The organism is Alicyclobacillus dauci (assembly GCF_026651605.1).
Classification (GTDB): Bacteria; Bacillota; Bacilli; order Alicyclobacillales; family Alicyclobacillaceae; genus Alicyclobacillus; species Alicyclobacillus dauci.
Genome location: NZ_CP104066.1, coordinates 47110 through 62165, shown reverse-complemented (window position 1 = coordinate 62165; position 15056 = coordinate 47110). Strand labels below are relative to the sequence as shown.

General features: G+C 45.4%; 16 protein-coding genes. 6 read left to right on the top strand and 10 right to left on the bottom strand.

Translation table 11 applies throughout. From position 1 onward, the window contains the following. Positions 1-988: 988 nt before the first annotated feature. The 3 genes from NZD86_RS24215 to NZD86_RS24205 form a co-directional block, all read right to left on the bottom strand. Positions 989-1840 (bottom strand): helix-turn-helix domain-containing protein, encoded by an 852-nt coding sequence (locus tag NZD86_RS24215; RefSeq protein ID WP_268047126.1) that lies wholly within the window; start codon positions 1838-1840, stop codon positions 989-991. A 343-nt stretch (positions 1841-2183) separates the two neighbouring features. After that, positions 2184-2720, bottom strand: a complete 537-nt coding sequence (locus NZD86_RS24210) for a hypothetical protein (RefSeq protein WP_268047125.1) — start codon at positions 2718-2720, stop codon at positions 2184-2186. Next, the gene (locus tag NZD86_RS24205; RefSeq protein WP_268047124.1) at positions 2707-3504 is read right to left on the bottom strand and encodes a ParA family protein; all 798 of its coding nucleotides are present in this window, start codon (positions 3502-3504) and stop codon (positions 2707-2709) included. The genes NZD86_RS24210 and NZD86_RS24205 overlap by 14 nt, the downstream gene beginning before the upstream one ends. 564 nt (positions 3505-4068) lie before the next feature. Here NZD86_RS24205 and NZD86_RS24200 point away from each other — a divergent pair. The 3 genes from NZD86_RS24200 to NZD86_RS24190 all read left to right on the top strand — a co-directional run bounded on the left by NZD86_RS24200 (position 4069) and on the right by NZD86_RS24190 (position 5875). After that, positions 4069-4545: a DUF1345 domain-containing protein gene (locus NZD86_RS24200; protein WP_268047123.1), complete on the top strand. Its 477-nt coding sequence runs from the start codon at positions 4069-4071 to the stop codon at positions 4543-4545. Between the two features lie 120 nt (positions 4546-4665). Beyond that, complete coding sequence (locus NZD86_RS24195; RefSeq protein WP_268047122.1) at positions 4666-4866, top strand: hypothetical protein; 201 nt, start codon at positions 4666-4668, stop codon at positions 4864-4866. Between the two features lie 781 nt (positions 4867-5647). Then, positions 5648-5875: a hypothetical protein gene (locus NZD86_RS24190; RefSeq protein WP_268047121.1), complete on the top strand. Its 228-nt coding sequence runs from the start codon at positions 5648-5650 to the stop codon at positions 5873-5875. Between the two features lie 208 nt (positions 5876-6083). On the opposite strand, the gene NZD86_RS24185 is transcribed toward NZD86_RS24190, so the two are convergent. Next, the gene (locus NZD86_RS24185) at positions 6084-6296 is read right to left on the bottom strand and encodes a hypothetical protein (RefSeq protein WP_268047120.1); all 213 of its coding nucleotides are present in this window, start codon (positions 6294-6296) and stop codon (positions 6084-6086) included. A 376-nt stretch (positions 6297-6672) separates the two neighbouring features. Between NZD86_RS24185 and NZD86_RS24180 the strand changes: the two genes are divergently transcribed. Then, a complete protein-coding gene (locus NZD86_RS24180; protein WP_268047176.1) occupies positions 6673-7362 on the top strand; it encodes a VIT1/CCC1 transporter family protein in 690 nt (229 codons plus the stop codon). A 638-nt stretch (positions 7363-8000) separates the two neighbouring features. On the opposite strand, the gene NZD86_RS24175 is transcribed toward NZD86_RS24180, so the two are convergent. The 4 genes from NZD86_RS24175 to NZD86_RS24160 all read right to left on the bottom strand — a co-directional run bounded on the left by NZD86_RS24175 (position 8001) and on the right by NZD86_RS24160 (position 12071). Further along, positions 8001-8861 carry a hypothetical protein gene (locus tag NZD86_RS24175; protein ID WP_268047119.1) on the bottom strand — a complete coding sequence of 287 codons (861 nt, stop codon included), beginning with the start codon at positions 8859-8861 and terminating at the stop codon, positions 8001-8003. Between the two features lie 98 nt (positions 8862-8959). After that, positions 8960-11149, bottom strand: a complete 2190-nt coding sequence (locus NZD86_RS24170) for a phage tail tape measure protein (protein WP_268047118.1) — start codon at positions 11147-11149, stop codon at positions 8960-8962. Further along, positions 11149-11571 carry a hypothetical protein gene (locus NZD86_RS24165; protein ID WP_268047117.1) on the bottom strand — a complete coding sequence of 141 codons (423 nt, stop codon included), beginning with the start codon at positions 11569-11571 and terminating at the stop codon, positions 11149-11151. The genes NZD86_RS24170 and NZD86_RS24165 overlap by 1 nt, the downstream gene beginning before the upstream one ends. An 11-nt stretch (positions 11572-11582) precedes the next feature. Next, complete coding sequence (locus tag NZD86_RS24160; protein WP_268047116.1) at positions 11583-12071, bottom strand: HK97-gp10 family putative phage morphogenesis protein; 489 nt, start codon at positions 12069-12071, stop codon at positions 11583-11585. 299 nt (positions 12072-12370) lie between these two features. On the opposite strand from NZD86_RS24160, the gene NZD86_RS24155 reads away from it, so the two are divergent. Then, entirely contained in the window at positions 12371-12571 is a 201-nt protein-coding gene (locus NZD86_RS24155; protein WP_268047170.1) for a cold-shock protein, read from the top strand. A 155-nt stretch (positions 12572-12726) separates the two neighbouring features. After that, entirely contained in the window at positions 12727-13266 is a 540-nt protein-coding gene (locus NZD86_RS24150) for a hypothetical protein (RefSeq protein WP_268047169.1), read from the top strand. Between the two features lie 58 nt (positions 13267-13324). Here the strand turns inward: NZD86_RS24150 and NZD86_RS24145 are convergent, their stop codons facing one another. Together NZD86_RS24145 and NZD86_RS24140 are read right to left on the bottom strand one after the other, a co-directional pair. Next, positions 13325-13471, bottom strand: a complete 147-nt coding sequence (locus NZD86_RS24145; protein ID WP_268047168.1) for a hypothetical protein — start codon at positions 13469-13471, stop codon at positions 13325-13327. Positions 13472-13484: 13 nt separating this feature from the next. After that, positions 13485-14849, bottom strand: coding sequence for a DEAD/DEAH box helicase (locus NZD86_RS24140; protein ID WP_268047167.1), 1365 nt, complete (start codon positions 14847-14849; stop codon positions 13485-13487). Positions 14850-15056 lie beyond the last annotated feature (207 nt).

Here is a 15056-nt window from a genome sequence, read left to right as displayed (position 1 = left end):
CGTCTATAATTTCAATCTGACAGGTAATAGCCTTAACGTACGATTTTTTCCGTTTCGTGAGGTGACCCCTACCAGGAATATCTAAAAACGCCTCAGAAACGAAATATAGGCCGGTTCAAATGGGGGATTCGAAAAAAGGGGGTCTTTTGAAGAACCAAGTCACTTCGAAGGGCTTTGAGGCTGAACGCACAGCGAGGACGAAGTGTTACCCCATTTGCTACCGCGTTTGTTACCCCGTTTGCCACCCCATCCGTTACCTCGTTTGTTACCTCATTCGTTAGTTGTGCACACTATTTACCGATTCCCAAAACAGGAGGCTACCTGCCCTATGTAGAATGTTGCTGTAGGAGTGAATCACGTGGACGAAATTAAGGAACTATTGCAAGCAATATTGCACCGCGTCGAATTAAACGACACTAAAATTGGCATTAACCGAGGCCATAGCACGTTTGAACGATCATAACCACCGAATCGCTGACATTGGGCAAGAAATCCGCATATCAAAACAATAATTGGCACATTCATGAGGGGGCGTTTTTTATGTACATCAAAATACCCTCTCAGAATCGCATCTCAGACGTTTAAGCGGCTTGGACATATAAATATACTAGGCCAATCCAAAAAACGTCTCAGAAGCGAAATACGAGCCAATTAACGCAAGGGATTCAAAAGAGGATCAGTTCAGTACTAATGAAGTCATTTTCTTCGGGGATTCTTTACCTGCGTAGGAAACAAATCCAATTGGCTCTGTTTCAACTCCACCTGCTTCATCTCTCCGCCACACTTCTTAAACCAAGGGCCATTCACAATTTCACCCAGAGTCTTCACATACTGCCATTCATCACACTTACGACAATAACAGCGGTGGATAGGGAACAAGACCAACGTGATCACCTCCTAATAACGAGGATATCACCGGGCCCAAGGACCACGATAAGGTACTTTTAACCAGCTAATCATTGGACCGACAATTGGCATCGTAGGCGCATTAATTGTCAGGAAATAGTTTGTAAAAATTGGAGTACCGTTTGTCGTTGGTTGTTTTTTGAGGGTTCTGTTTCACCATCACAACGCCGTTTTTAAGTACACCGGTAATATATGCGGATGGGTTTTTTATGCCCTCTTGCGTTGTCGCAAGTCTGCATGCATAAACAATTTCAGTGATTTCAGCGAGTTCTAACCACTCTTTTAACGTTTTGTCGGCCACTTGAATCCCCATAGCTGCTAACGAGTCTTTGAGTTCATCAAGAATAAATTTGTCACACACACGGTCTTCTGTTGTGACAGTTATCTGTGTAAGTGCGGATTCAATTTCTGCTTTCACATGGTGTGTGTGTGTAGTGTCCTTAATGGGTGTTGTTATTGGGTTGTCCTTAATGGATCTTACTTCTGTGTTCTCTGAGAACATAGGTATGTTCTGTGAGAGCATAGGTGTATCACCGCTGACCATAGGTATGTCCTGTGAGAGCATACCTTCGGGTGGGTATGGTCTGTCAGAGCATACTTCCTCTGAGACAGCATCCATTGGGTGAATTATTGTGTAGAGATTAGGGTAAAACTCACCATTTTCCTTGCGCCCACGCGTTTCTTTTATAAGCAGTCCAGCTGTAATCAAATCATCGACTGCCCGACGAACCGTTGATTTGCTAAAACCAACCTCAGTAGCAATTGTTCCGTAGCCAGGGAAACTTTGACCGTCGCTATCGGCTCGTCTGCACAGATATATGTACACGGCTTTTGCGTAGCCTGTTATGTCCATTTCGTATATGCCATTTGGGACTGTGAAGTAGTTGTTGGTCCAACCCTTCTTTACCCTTCCTGTATCTTGAACCTTTGCCATACATGTGTCCCCTTTGAAGGACATGCACAAAAAATCCGACTCCTGCAGCTTCAGATAAAGCCGAGAAGTCGGACTGTCAAATTCCGTCCGTTTTCGCCAATTTGCACCTCTTGTATTATCTAACGAAAATAGATACAATGTCGGTGTCAAATTAAAAGCGACTTCTCGATCTCGCACATCGAGGAGTGCACGTCCGAACCTCAGAGCGCCAACTCTGGGGTTCGGTTTTTTATGCCGTCCATATTTGGTTGATCCGAATCTATCATGTCATACGATTTGGATCAAGTGACCAAGTATAGTGGATCACCTCAAAAACCGAGCAATAAAGCCAATTTTGACGTCCTCATTTGCCTTCCAGCTCGTCTAGGATGCGTTCAATCGCATAGTTTACTACGTGGGTTTTGAATCCGCGTTGTTGGTGCTTGGCTAGCTTCTCTAACCGCTTCAAAAGGTCATTGCGTACGAGCCATGTCGCACGGGTATGCGTTTCTTCGATTGTTGGCCTTTTAAGACGCTTTTCAAACTCCTCTATAGGGCGTGGAATACGCGTGGCAGAGGCATTCCTTCGTGTTTCTGTTACATTTGACTGTTCAGTAATACTGTTACTATTAACTGATGATGAAATGTTATTTGTTTCAGTGTTGTTATTAACTGAATATGAAGTGTGTTCCTGCTCAATGTTTTGATTCACTGTTACGGTTGCTTGTTCAGTAATACTGTTACTATTATTGTTACTCGAAAATTTTTCTGTACTTGTGGCGGCTATCTCCACCGTTGATGCACCAACAATTTCATCGATAACATCAGACTTTGACGGATTCGTTGTGTCTGGTTCATTCTTCGACTTAGCCAACGAGCGGAAACGTTCAGCCTTTGACACGTGCTTTCAACTCCTTCACGAAGTCCTCATACATTTCCAATGCTTCTCTATCCGTTTTATTCTTGTTGCTAATACCTTCAAAGCTGAATTCAATTACACGGGATTTGCGGCGTATAACCGTGTCAAACACCAAGTCCTCATACTCCTCAGCAATGCGGTCGCGAATAAAGTTGCCTAACGCGGTTCGCGCATCGAGAAGTGTAGTTAAAATTCCAGCTAACTTTGTATTCGCGTTTACACGACCGTGGATGTGTTCGAGTGTTTCAAGGTAACGTTGCAAAGCGTCATACGCGAATGGTTCCGACTGTGCCATCACAACACACCAGTCGCTAGCCGCCATGCCGTTAAGTGTCTGCTCACCAAGATTCGGCGGGAGGTCGAGTAGGATGTAGTCGTACTTGTCTTTCACAGTCGCAAGTGTATCCCTTAAGACGAATAAGAGTGAGTTTGGGTCGGCGTCACGTCCCAATGTATGCTTGTACTCATCGAACAGCCAACGCGAGAAGGTTGAGAGTAAATCCTCTGCAGGGAGTAAGTCCAAGTTTTCATTGACACCAACTATGTATGGACGTGGATCGCGTTCTTTGCATGCTTCGAGTACTGTTTTCCCTTGAAAGTCATACGGACTCTTGCCTGTAAGGAATTGTGAAGCGTTTCCTTGCGAGTCCATATCGACCATTAGCACACGGTGACCTTGATTAGCCAAAATGTATGCTGACAAAGTTGACGTTGTAGTCTTGGATACGCCGCCTTTCTGTAGCCCGAAACTAATCGTTATCCCCATCTGTTCATCTCCTCAAACAAAACAGTAAAATGTAAAAGTGTTACGTATAAGTAATACTGAACAGTAAAAATGAATAGTGAATATGATTTTAATTCTAGGTATATCAACAAATTCCTTTAAGTAAATGATCGAGACCATAGACCAAATTCGATACCTGAAACACGCGTCACATACGTAACATTATTACTGACTACTAATACTGTTAAGTAACATTGAACAGTAATATTATTAAGTATAAGCGGTGATGAATAACTCGTTTCCGATGGAAGAAGGATAATCGTTATCACTTCTTCGACCACGTTTCGATGGACCAAGTTCCGATGATACTAGACAATGAGCAACCGCTAATGATGATAAGACGCGACGAATCGAAGGTTGGAAGATAACGTGGAAATGGACTCTAAACGTTTACAAAGAAGGCCGAGTACTAGACCACCTCGCTGGTCGTTTCTCATTGCTGTTGTCTTTATTGGGGTGCTATTGAGTATTATGACAGAGACTGTCACTGTTGGACCTCGGTGGGCACCATTAGTGATTGTCGGCATACTCATGATACCTTTAACCGTGGCAATATTTCGCGAACACCACAGTTGGACACGTCGTATCGCTTTTACCATCATTACCGTCCTAACCATCGGCCTCGTTATCAGTGTGCTGTTTCTTATTTATGCATTGTTCAAGCATACCGAGACCGGCACGGGACTGTTTCGGGACGCGGCACTGTTGTGGATAATTAACATCATTGTATTCGCGGTATGGTACTGGGAAATCGATCAAGGAGGCCCACTACCTCGACACATCAAGCAACCAGGGCGTCCCGATTTCCTCTTCCCACAGATGGCATCCAATGTTGACGCTTGGGCAGATTGGATTCCAACGTTTTCCGATTATGTCTTCCTTGCGTTTAATACGAGCACCGCGTTCAGCCCCACTGATACACCCGTTCTATCCAAGAGGGCCAAGGTCCTGATGGTAACACAATCCTCTATTTCATTAGTTGTCGTAGCAGTTCTGGCAGCGAGGGCCATCAGCACTGCTTAATGAGGCGTTCCCTATAGAATACGTACGTATAACCGTCCGTCATTGCTATCCCAATGGAGGCATTTAACGTTGATATGGATAAGGGATTTCCATTATGATGTGCACAGGAGTTGATTGTACGTGGATGAAAAACAATTGCTCGATGCGATACGGCAAATCGTACGCGAAGAGATTGGCGATGTTGAAGCACGTTTAAACCAGCGTATCGACAAAGTTGAACAAGCCGTACTTGAAACTAGCCGCGACGTAAAGGACATTAAGTCCAGATTGGGCGAAACAGAAACGGATGTACGATTGCTGAAAAAAATCGTCTCGAATTGATAAAAAAAGCCGCCTCTAATTGATGGGGCGGCTGTGTTATATGTAAAAGCCATTCACAACGAACGACGTGCCACGCAATAGGTTCGATTACCTGGCCGTATTAGTGGGGATGTATCTATCCCAAAAATGTTCGTAAAAGGGGTCACTTCACGAAACGGACAAAATCGTACGTTAAGGCTCTAACCTGTCAGATTGAAATTATAGACGTCCATATCATGATGTCAGAAAAATCATCAACGAAGCCTATTCTGACGCTTCTCTAATGGGCTCTCTGACGTCAGTTTTAGGTATAGTTCAATATGACAAGTATACAAATCGTTATGGGACTAACGGGCAGGAGTACGCAGCATGAATAGTATGTAACGTTCGTTACCAACTGACTCACGCATTATATCTGCTGGGAGGGACTGAGGTGATTCAGGAATTGGATGATGCTCGTGTTTATTCGTATATAAAGACATCGCACTTGGTGATTTATTGTCTTGTATTGGTCGGGTGCTTGTCAGTGGCGTTAACTGTAATGTTCCATGTGCCGTCGTCTCAGGAAAAAACACCCAATTGGTTCAGATTCGATGTTCCATGGATTTGTTTAGCCATTTTGGTATGGATACCCGTTATTCAAAGGATACGCTATCGGAAAGTATTGGTTACTATGCATTTAGACAAGTTGCATTCTGTTTGCAGTATTGAAACGGGAGCTTTCGCTGGGAGATGGCGACTTCACAAGAAATCGCCACGTTTAATGTCATCCGTGAAAGTACTTACTCCATTCGTATTGTTGATGGTAGCGTTCATTGTAATCATCAACCTCATGATTCTGGACCGTGCGATGCACCCAGTCATTGGTTTTGCGGACGTAGAGAAAGTGAACGCCGTTCAAGGTCTGTGTGAAGCTACATTGTTATTGGGGATATGTGTTCCACTCTGGTCGTTCTGGCGGTATCCGTACCTGGTAGCGCTCCGTCAAAAAGGAAGGTGGCTAAGTCTACAGTATCGAGGAGAGCTTTAATTACGGGCGGAACATAAACATCGTACGAGGGAGCCTTGGGACTAAAGCGGGAGCATATTGAGTAAACCTCCTGCGGATGATTTTGCATGAACATTCATTTTCGTATCACGGCGCTTACTGCGTTTTCGGGCAGATGAGCGACATATGGAGAACAGCAAGAGCCAACAGCGGAATTCTCCGTTGGCTCTTTATTTCGGCTTGATTGCTATTATTGAGCAATATGACCTAAGTGCATTTTTACAAATGCTATGCTGTTACCATTAAGGATGTATTGAGCATCAGGTGCACTAAACCGAATGATGTTCTTTTGAACGTCGAATTGTACATTATCCCCTCCGTGAATCTCAAAAGTTGACCCACCAACAGTAATGATCAATTCTCCCCAACGTTTAAGTTCTTCTTGAAGAAAAGATACATCCATTTGAAACCACCTCCCTAAACTAGGATGACCGTGTAGGGTTTTATCTATGTACACCACGCCTAATTCATAAGAGGGACGCCGTAATCGTTAGCATCCAAACTGCGAAGCCTTAAACTGGCTATGTCGCCCGTTGGGTGTGTTTTATAGGTACGAGTGAGTCGATTGACTAATACCCACCCTGGTCCAGGTTTTGGACCACTAACCAACCTATGATGATAGGAAAGGCATTCATGGACGAAAGTAATGTCGGAAGATAGGCTAACTAAACGAATAATGTACTAATGGAACTGCTGTAATGTGTCAATGATAATCGTTAAGAACCGGTGTAACTGAATCCATATATCGATTGCGATTACTGAAATGGGGCTATTTAGCAATGGAGCATGCAGAACGTCATTTCACAGGCTCAGAATTTATTCGAGATATTGTTATTGGAATGTCAGACGGCTTGACGGTCCCATTTGCCTTAGCTGCCGGCTTATCAGGAACGGTATCTCAAACTTCTTTGGTAGTGATTGCTGGGATGTCCGAAATCGCCGCAGGCTGTATTGCCATGGGGTTGGGCGGATATCTCGCTGCCAATACAGACCGCGAACACTATTTTTCCGAGCTCCGTCGTGAGGAACGTGAAATCGACGAAGTGCCGGGCAGGGAAAGAGAAGAAGTCAGGTCACTTCTCTTACAGTGGGGCGTTCCCGAGGAAAATGTGGAAACAACCGTCAATGCCATCAGTCAAAATCGGAAAAACTGGATCGACTTTATGATGAAATTCGAGCTAGGTCTTGAGGAACCCGATCCAAAACGAGCGGTGCGCAGCTCGATTACCATTGCAATTTCCTATATCGTTGGTGGTATTATTCCGCTTGCTCCGTATATCTTTATACACCATGCCAATACTGCCCTAGTGACTTCCGTGATAATTACACTGATAGCCCTGTTTATTTTCGGATTTGTGAAAGGCAGATTCACAGGGGTCAATCCATTCAAGAGCGCGATTCAAACATTGCTTGTGGGTGGCATTGCGGCTGCCGCTGCTTTCGGTTTGGCAAAAGTATTTGCTGGATGATAGTTCGGTCGACGAGAAAGAAACGCGCGGCGGTGTTATCGTTCATAGCGCTTCTGCATATCAACGCTCTGACCAGGAGACGTGGGGCAACTAGAGGGCAGGGTTGAAGCCATTCCGGCTGCATACCACCCTAATTGGTCCTGTAACCAGGGATCTCACAAGAGGGTTCAAAAAGGTGCACAATTATGCGATTGGACCTAAGGCTTATGATTTAGCCAAAAAACACGGATACAGATTGGTTACGATTGAAGTGAAATCGCCACCAGAATACGATTTGACGTTGGAATAAGTTGGCGACGTTTTCTGGCACTAACGGGTGCGTTAATTCAAAAACACCCTGGCAGAAAAAGATCGTTAGTCCTTGTGAGGGGGTATCTGTTTTTTTCAATGCTTTCTTAGCGTACGATTTTTTCCGTTTCGTGACGTGACCCCTAAAACATCTCCTGGACCAGGAACTTTCCCGATGTACACATTTTCTCGTACAGTTTACATGCATCACGAATGGCATATTTCGCGTCACTATGAGTAATAATGACCTTCATCATCGTCACCTACCCCTTGTACCGGTTGCGCCATACATATGTATACGGACAAAAAAAAGAACCCTTATCACGATGGATAAGGGTGAATGTGTATTGTTATGACAGTTGCTTCAAGCTAACCCCGTCAAATAGCACGCTTTGTGTTGTTCCACCACTGACGTTCGAAAAATCCCACTCAGTCACGGGCAAACCAACAAATTGAACTTGCGAATTTTGGACAATTGAACCGGTGCTACCCTCGTACATAACGATTGCTTCGGCTCCTGCCTCTGATCCAGAATCAACAACTACCTGGACCATAGCGTAATCTGGATTGTGGTATTGATGAATCTCCGTAACGGTGCCTGTATTCTGGTACAACGTGGTTGCATATGATGATGGGTCTTTCATAATCATCGGAATTGTAAGGGCATGGTTTATCGCCTTGGAATAAGACGAATCGCCAGAAGCAGCCGGAAACCATTGCGGATGTTGAGACACGTAATCTGTACTTTGCTGACTAACCGATATCGAACCGGACGAATCCAGTGCTGGAAATGAAGACAAAAATGCTAACTGTGCTGTAGCATCCGGAGTTGATGTGGATTTAGGAGTAGATGTTGTTGCTGGAGCACTCTTTTTCGTAGTGGCTTTCGGTTTGGATGTTGTAACTGTAGTATTAGAACTACTGGAACCATTCGATACTACCGTTGATGTAGTGTTTGAGGAACCAGATGTGTCGTTGGTTGCAGGTGCAGATGCAGGAGTCGTAGGTTTGGAATTCCCTGAGGTGACACCAGACAAGATGGCAAACACTACAATTGCGCCAATGTACGTCAAGGCTGCTCGACCTCTTGTTCTGTGGTTACCCCAATGAAGGACTAGCGATGGTTTAATCAATCCTAGAATTAAAGATACAAACGATAAAAAACTCAATATCCCGAATAAATCACTCACTTTATCACCCATTCCCATCATATTTATCTAAACTATCTGATTTTACATGCGTATATGGTTGAATATACCACAAATCAAAACGTTCACCCTCCGTTTGTTTTACAGAGGGTGACGTGTTTTTAGTGACCGAACGCTAATTTATTTGGTCCCGATGGAGACGACCAGTTTTGAAGTGAATAATGGTTCCCAAGTTGATCCAAAACTGACTTTGCTGCAGCATGTGGGTCGGATACGCCGGAAACTGTAATGGCACCTGCGTTAATGTGGACTGTTGTACTTGTAGACATTGAAGATGTAGGGATAGATGCTGTTGGTGAGGCTATGGACCCACCTATGCCGAGCAAATGGCCGATTCCACTAATCACGGGTGAAATGTGCTTCCAAATGTTATCGAAGAAGGCTGCGACCGGCGACCATAAACTCATGATCGTCTTAGCAACCGCACCGAACGCTTTACCGACACCAGTTACCTTGTCGAACCAACTCCAAACTCTGGAAAGCCACGAACACACGCTGGACCAATGTTTGATTAACTCGTAAATGGCGACCCCGAGCAATGTTAGGCCAGTGATAAGTAGTCCTACAGGATTCATTCGCATTACGAGGGAAGCCACACGCATAACGGTTGTGAATACACGTGTAAGTCCAGTTATCCGTCCAAGCCACGATCCCAAGTCTCTGAACAAACTGACCGCAGTTTTCATCGTGCCGCCGACTAAACCGAAATCCCCGGTTAGTGTTCTTGCTCCACTGGCTGTTTTGGTTAGGTCTCCGAATAGTTTGGTGAGGTGAAATGCACCGCTAAAAATCTTCGCTGTACCGGCCACGCCCATCAGCACGCCGCGAAAAGCCAGCGCAGCCGCAGATAATTTAATCAGGTTCCCAACGGATTTCATGAACAATGGGTGTGCAATTTCAAACTGGACAATTTTCGATACCATGTCGTTGATCGACTTGAGAAAGTTCATGGCCGAAGCCAATTGTGGCATTCCGAGACCCGTCATCATGTCCTGCCATCCCATTTTAAGTCGCGATAATTGTCCACTTATCGTGTTCATTTGCATCGCTTGGGACTTCTCGACACCAGGCACGGCACCTATCTGTTTTTGTAATTGCGTGTTCATACCTGGTGCGCTTGGGCCACTGAGTGCAAGGGCATAGCGTTCTCCCTGGGCACCCCAAATCACTTTTGCCGCGTTGATTTCTTGTGCTTTATTACCCTTAAACTGTTTAGACCACTGCTGCATGATTGCGATTTGTTGTGGGAGGCCGACAAAATTTCCATTAGCGCCGAAGAATATACTTTCCCCATTCTTGCCCATAAGTCCAGTCTGCTTCATTGCGGCTAATGCTGCTTTAGATGCAGGGGACGATGAGCGTTGTAAGAAATTGTCAATATCAGATCCGCCCGACCTACCATTACCGGCTAGGCCACTGGATATAAGGAACGACTCCATATTCATGGCACTGTTTGGACTTATTCCTAATCGGTTCGCTTGCCCCGCATAATAACTGAAGATGTTTCCAAAACTTTGAACGCTCGTGTGAGTCACGGCAAGAGTCTGCCATAGTTGGTTCAAGAAACTCGACAATTTTTGAGGGTCTTTGTAGAGCTGGTACTCGTGCGACATTTGGACGGCTGACGCACTTGATTCGCTGACCGGTGTGCCGTTCCGTTGATACATTAGATCGGCGAATTTCAAATACTGGTCAAACGTGTTTTTGCTTAGAATGTTAGCCAACGGCAAACGGGACTGTGCGAGTGCTTGCTGAACCTGTGCGACCATCACACTCGATATGCCTGTATCAAGGCTTCCGAGCATTGCATTGGCAGTGAGTTGTTTTACTTGATTCGGATTGGCCCCACTTGCGATTTGGACTTGCATCATAGACTTCTGGAGATCCATCGCGTTCTTGATCGGCTCAATTAGGGATGCACCTATTGCCAAACCGCCAGCAATAGCCATTCCGCCTTTAGCCAGTAGTGACTGACCTGACGCTATTTTATCTCGTGCCGTTGCCAGTTTATTTAGACCATTGGCCAGCTGTTCGATTTGATACGTCTGAGCACCGACCGATTTGAGCTGCGGTGCCATCTTTGAAAAGGCGTCGCTGCGAGCCAATGCATCCATGCGCTGTTGTAATGCGCCAAGTTCACTAGACGTAGCGCCAGCCGCTTTCATGGCCTTCTGCATGACCGCATATTGTTTCGATGTCGCCGTAAGTTGAGCTGATACTGCTTTTAACGGTGCAAGTGCTCGGTCATAGGCGGATATGACGACTTCTAAATTGTAAATTTCTCCTGACATTATTCATTCACCGCCCGTAACTCGGCTACTTTGCTATCAAATTCATCGATATTGCTTTGGTCCAGTACACCCGCTTCGATGTACAACTCGCGTACCAGTGCATCACGCTGATCTGCGTAGTGTTGAAATATCGTTTGTGCTTGTTCAGCAACCTGTTGCAAGTGTTCAGCAGCACGAAGTGTTTCGACATTTGGCGTGTGCTTATGGTGTCTATTTGCTTTGCGTAACGCTTGTTTAGCACGATGCACCAATTGCAGATGCTTGTTTGCGTCCGGGTGTTCCATTGTGCGAGTCGCCTTTGCAACCCATTCGCCCATGACATTGACGTACAGCGTGAATGTGGTACGGCGATGGTCTGACTCATCGAGTGTGATACGCAATTCGTCATTTACTTCAACGCGTTTGATTTTGCGGTTTAACATGTTCAACTCTCCTATTTGCCGAAATATGAAATAAGTGCAGCCTGCACCGCCGCGCCCATGTTTTTCACTATTTGTTGTTTCGATTGGAAAAGCGCCGGTCTCAAAAACGGACGCGGCGGGGCGTGGATCGTACCAAATTCGTGAAATTCGGAAACTTCACTATCCGTCCCGATGTAAGCATTGAGACCGCGTACGGTGTATTGGATGGATTCTGAAAGGGGAGTACCGCCATCACGTCTTAGTCCTGGTGCACCGATAAGCGGATCGTCTCCAGATGAACCAGCGGCTAGTTTGCGTTGTAGATATGTCGTGGAAAGGGCTGCCCAAGCGGGGAACTGGCCTCCCGCCACCGAATCCTGGTAGTGGCCAAATTTTTGTTCCGCCGTTTCCTTGACTTTGACGGATGCGGCCTCAAGTGCTGGCTTAATGGCTTCATCAACGATGACATGCGCAGCACTAATTTTGACGATCAGCTCATCGAATGTGATGTTTCGTGCCATATGTCACCTCCTTTACGTAGATGTGTGCGCTTAGGTTCCACTCCTTTGTTGGGTATCAAATGCAGTATTAAACGAGGGCACAAACCCAGTAATAAATGGGGTAACAAACGGGGGCATAAATGGGGTAGCAATACATCAGCGCTCGTCCTTTAGTATCAACGGTGGGAAAAAGAAATTGGTTCTCCAAAGGTGGCACGTTTCGACAACATTTGCATTTTTTCAAACATATAATGGGACTTAATACATGATCCGCTGGATCAGTAAATTGAATGTGCACTGCGCACCATGGAGGAATTCTTTTGCAACAAGGAACGGTTAAGTGGTTTAACGCTGAAAAGGGCTTCGGTTTCATTTCCGTTGAAGGCGGCGACGATGTATTCGTACACTTCAGCGCAATTCAAGGTAACGGATTCAAATCACTTGACGAAGGTCAACGAGTAGAGTTCGACATCGTTGAAGGACCAAAAGGCCCACAAGCTGCGAACGTCTACAAGCTGTAATTCGAAATCGTGCCCATGTGGATTCATCTGCATGGTTTTTTCTATGCCCATTGTACTTGTGGCGATTAACATGACTTTCGCGTTCTGGTTAAATACTTGGGCATTAAGTAATTTCGTGGTATATTTTTCTTAAAAGGCAATAGGAGGATTGGCACGTGATAAGCGGTATTTCAAGTTATGGATGGAATCCTCTCTTGTCTCCTAGTTATTCGAACTGGGCTTCTGTTGCTAACAGTGCGACCACCATGGATAGCAGTGGAATGTCTCCGCAATTACAGTCGGAAATAAGTGCCGCAGAAACGAATGGTGAGTTATTTCAAAACTCCTCTGCATCGAACGGAAACTCATCACTTCTAGCCGGTCTTAATGAAGAAGTCGCTTTGAATCCAAACGATTTCAATACGGCTTATCAAACCGGCCAAGTTATAACGAACATGCTTGGTGGAAACAACATGTCGACGCAGGATTTCCTGGCCCAGACCCAAAAGTACGCCAATCCGCTTTTTCAAGTGAATAATGGTACATCGGGAACGAATGGAATATCTTCATCCGATATGTCATCACTGTTGTCTCAATCAGAAAATAGCGCCATGGAAAGTTTCGCACCAAATTACTATCTATCTACGTTTAACCCATATTCGTATTTGATGCCCGATTCCACAGGAAACTCTAGCATACTGAGTTTGTTAGCTTAAGCACGTGTAAATTGTCAAAATCGAGGCTGACGTACGGTGTGATGGTACATTAGGGGAATTATTTGGCCACAATTAAATCACTTTCGTTCTCATATTTGTCATCTCCACCAACCTCCCAGGTCGATAAAATCTCACCGGTAATTGTATCTACCACGTACCAAAACAGCACGCCGTCTTTACGTAATCGGAACATCTGAATTGTCATTGTTGTCACCTCCTCATGCCGTCTGCATGCGCCGAATTTTAAGCTTTGCGTATACCGCACATCGCTTATTAAATTGAGCCTGTAGTCTGGGATTTTTAATGTCGAGGAAGTCGTAGACGATGGCATCGTTTTTACCTTCACACGGGCGCATAATACGTCCAATTTCCTGCTCGGTCGCCCCTTCTGCTTTTTTGGGGCATACCAAATACAACCTATCCAAGTGCGGTATATCGAGTCCTTCACGTGCTACCTGTGTAGCCAACACAATGTCGACTTGTTTGTTGCGGATACGCTCTAACAATTCCACGCGTTCTCTTTTATTGAGCTTTCCGTGTAGAATCTCAATTGTCATGTCGGGGATTGCGTTAACAAGCATTGAACGTAGCCACTTCAAATGGTCCAAACGGTCGGACAATACGAGGCTGAAATGTCCTTTGGCGTTCTGTTTGATGGTATCGACGATGAGTTGGTTACGTGCTTTGTTTTGTATAAGGTTGCTGATTTGCGTGGAGAAGTTATCGTACGTGGTATTGTAGTCAGTTTTGATTACGACCAGTGCTGGAGTAACGGTTGGTACGGCATCACGTGGAACCTCATGAACGATATGACCCGCACCGTAGAATAACGCATCTGTTAGCCCGTCGCTTCTCGTGGGCGTAGCTGACAGCCATAAGCGATAAGCTGCGGGGAACTCATTGACCACGCGCCAAAACGTATCCGACGGCACCCTGTGTGCTTCATCAATAACGATACATCCGAACTTATCAGTGATGTCCGGGAGGTCACGTTTGGCTAACGTCTGCACCATGCCAATTGTCAGCCGCTCGCCCACCTTCCACTTTCCACCGCCAAGTCGACCGATCTCGTCTTCTTTGATGTCCAGTACGGCTACAGCACGCTCAATCACTTGTCGGAACAGGTCTTCGGTATGAGTGAGCCATAGTATCGGTTGTTGTGTGCGTACCGCCGCTTCAAGCCCACAAATGGTCTTACCCGATCCACACCCCGCAACCACACCGCCCTGTTGGTGTCGTACCAACGCATCGACGGCTGGCACCTGGTATGGTCGCAATTCAATGGACGACTCCATATGAACCTTCGGCAACCACAAACGTTTGTCATCAACGGAATATGGTGTGCTGGACTGATCCAACAACTGACGCAACCGAATAATATAGCCGCGTGGCATATACAAAGAGCCTGCTTCAGCCCGATATAGTTGTATCGTCGGTTCGATTCCGTACGTGGAATATCCCATACGCAACGCAGTTTGATACGGCGGATTGTCGAGTGTTAAGTCATCGATAATTTGTTGTCTGACGTTGGCGGGTACATCGGACAATGGGATCGACAATTCATTTGTCACGGTAATATTCATCGGCAGACCTCCATATGTGTGTAATAAAAAACACCGACGACAAATGGACGGTGCGCAAAACTTGGTGCAATTCCGCAAGAGTTGGACTAGTGTTTCAGCCCATACAAACTGACATTTTCACCAAGAACTCATTAAACTTTTTGCGGAAATTGCGGAAAGTGTTATAAACCATTGATATGACTGGATTTATGCGTATCAAACTCTTGC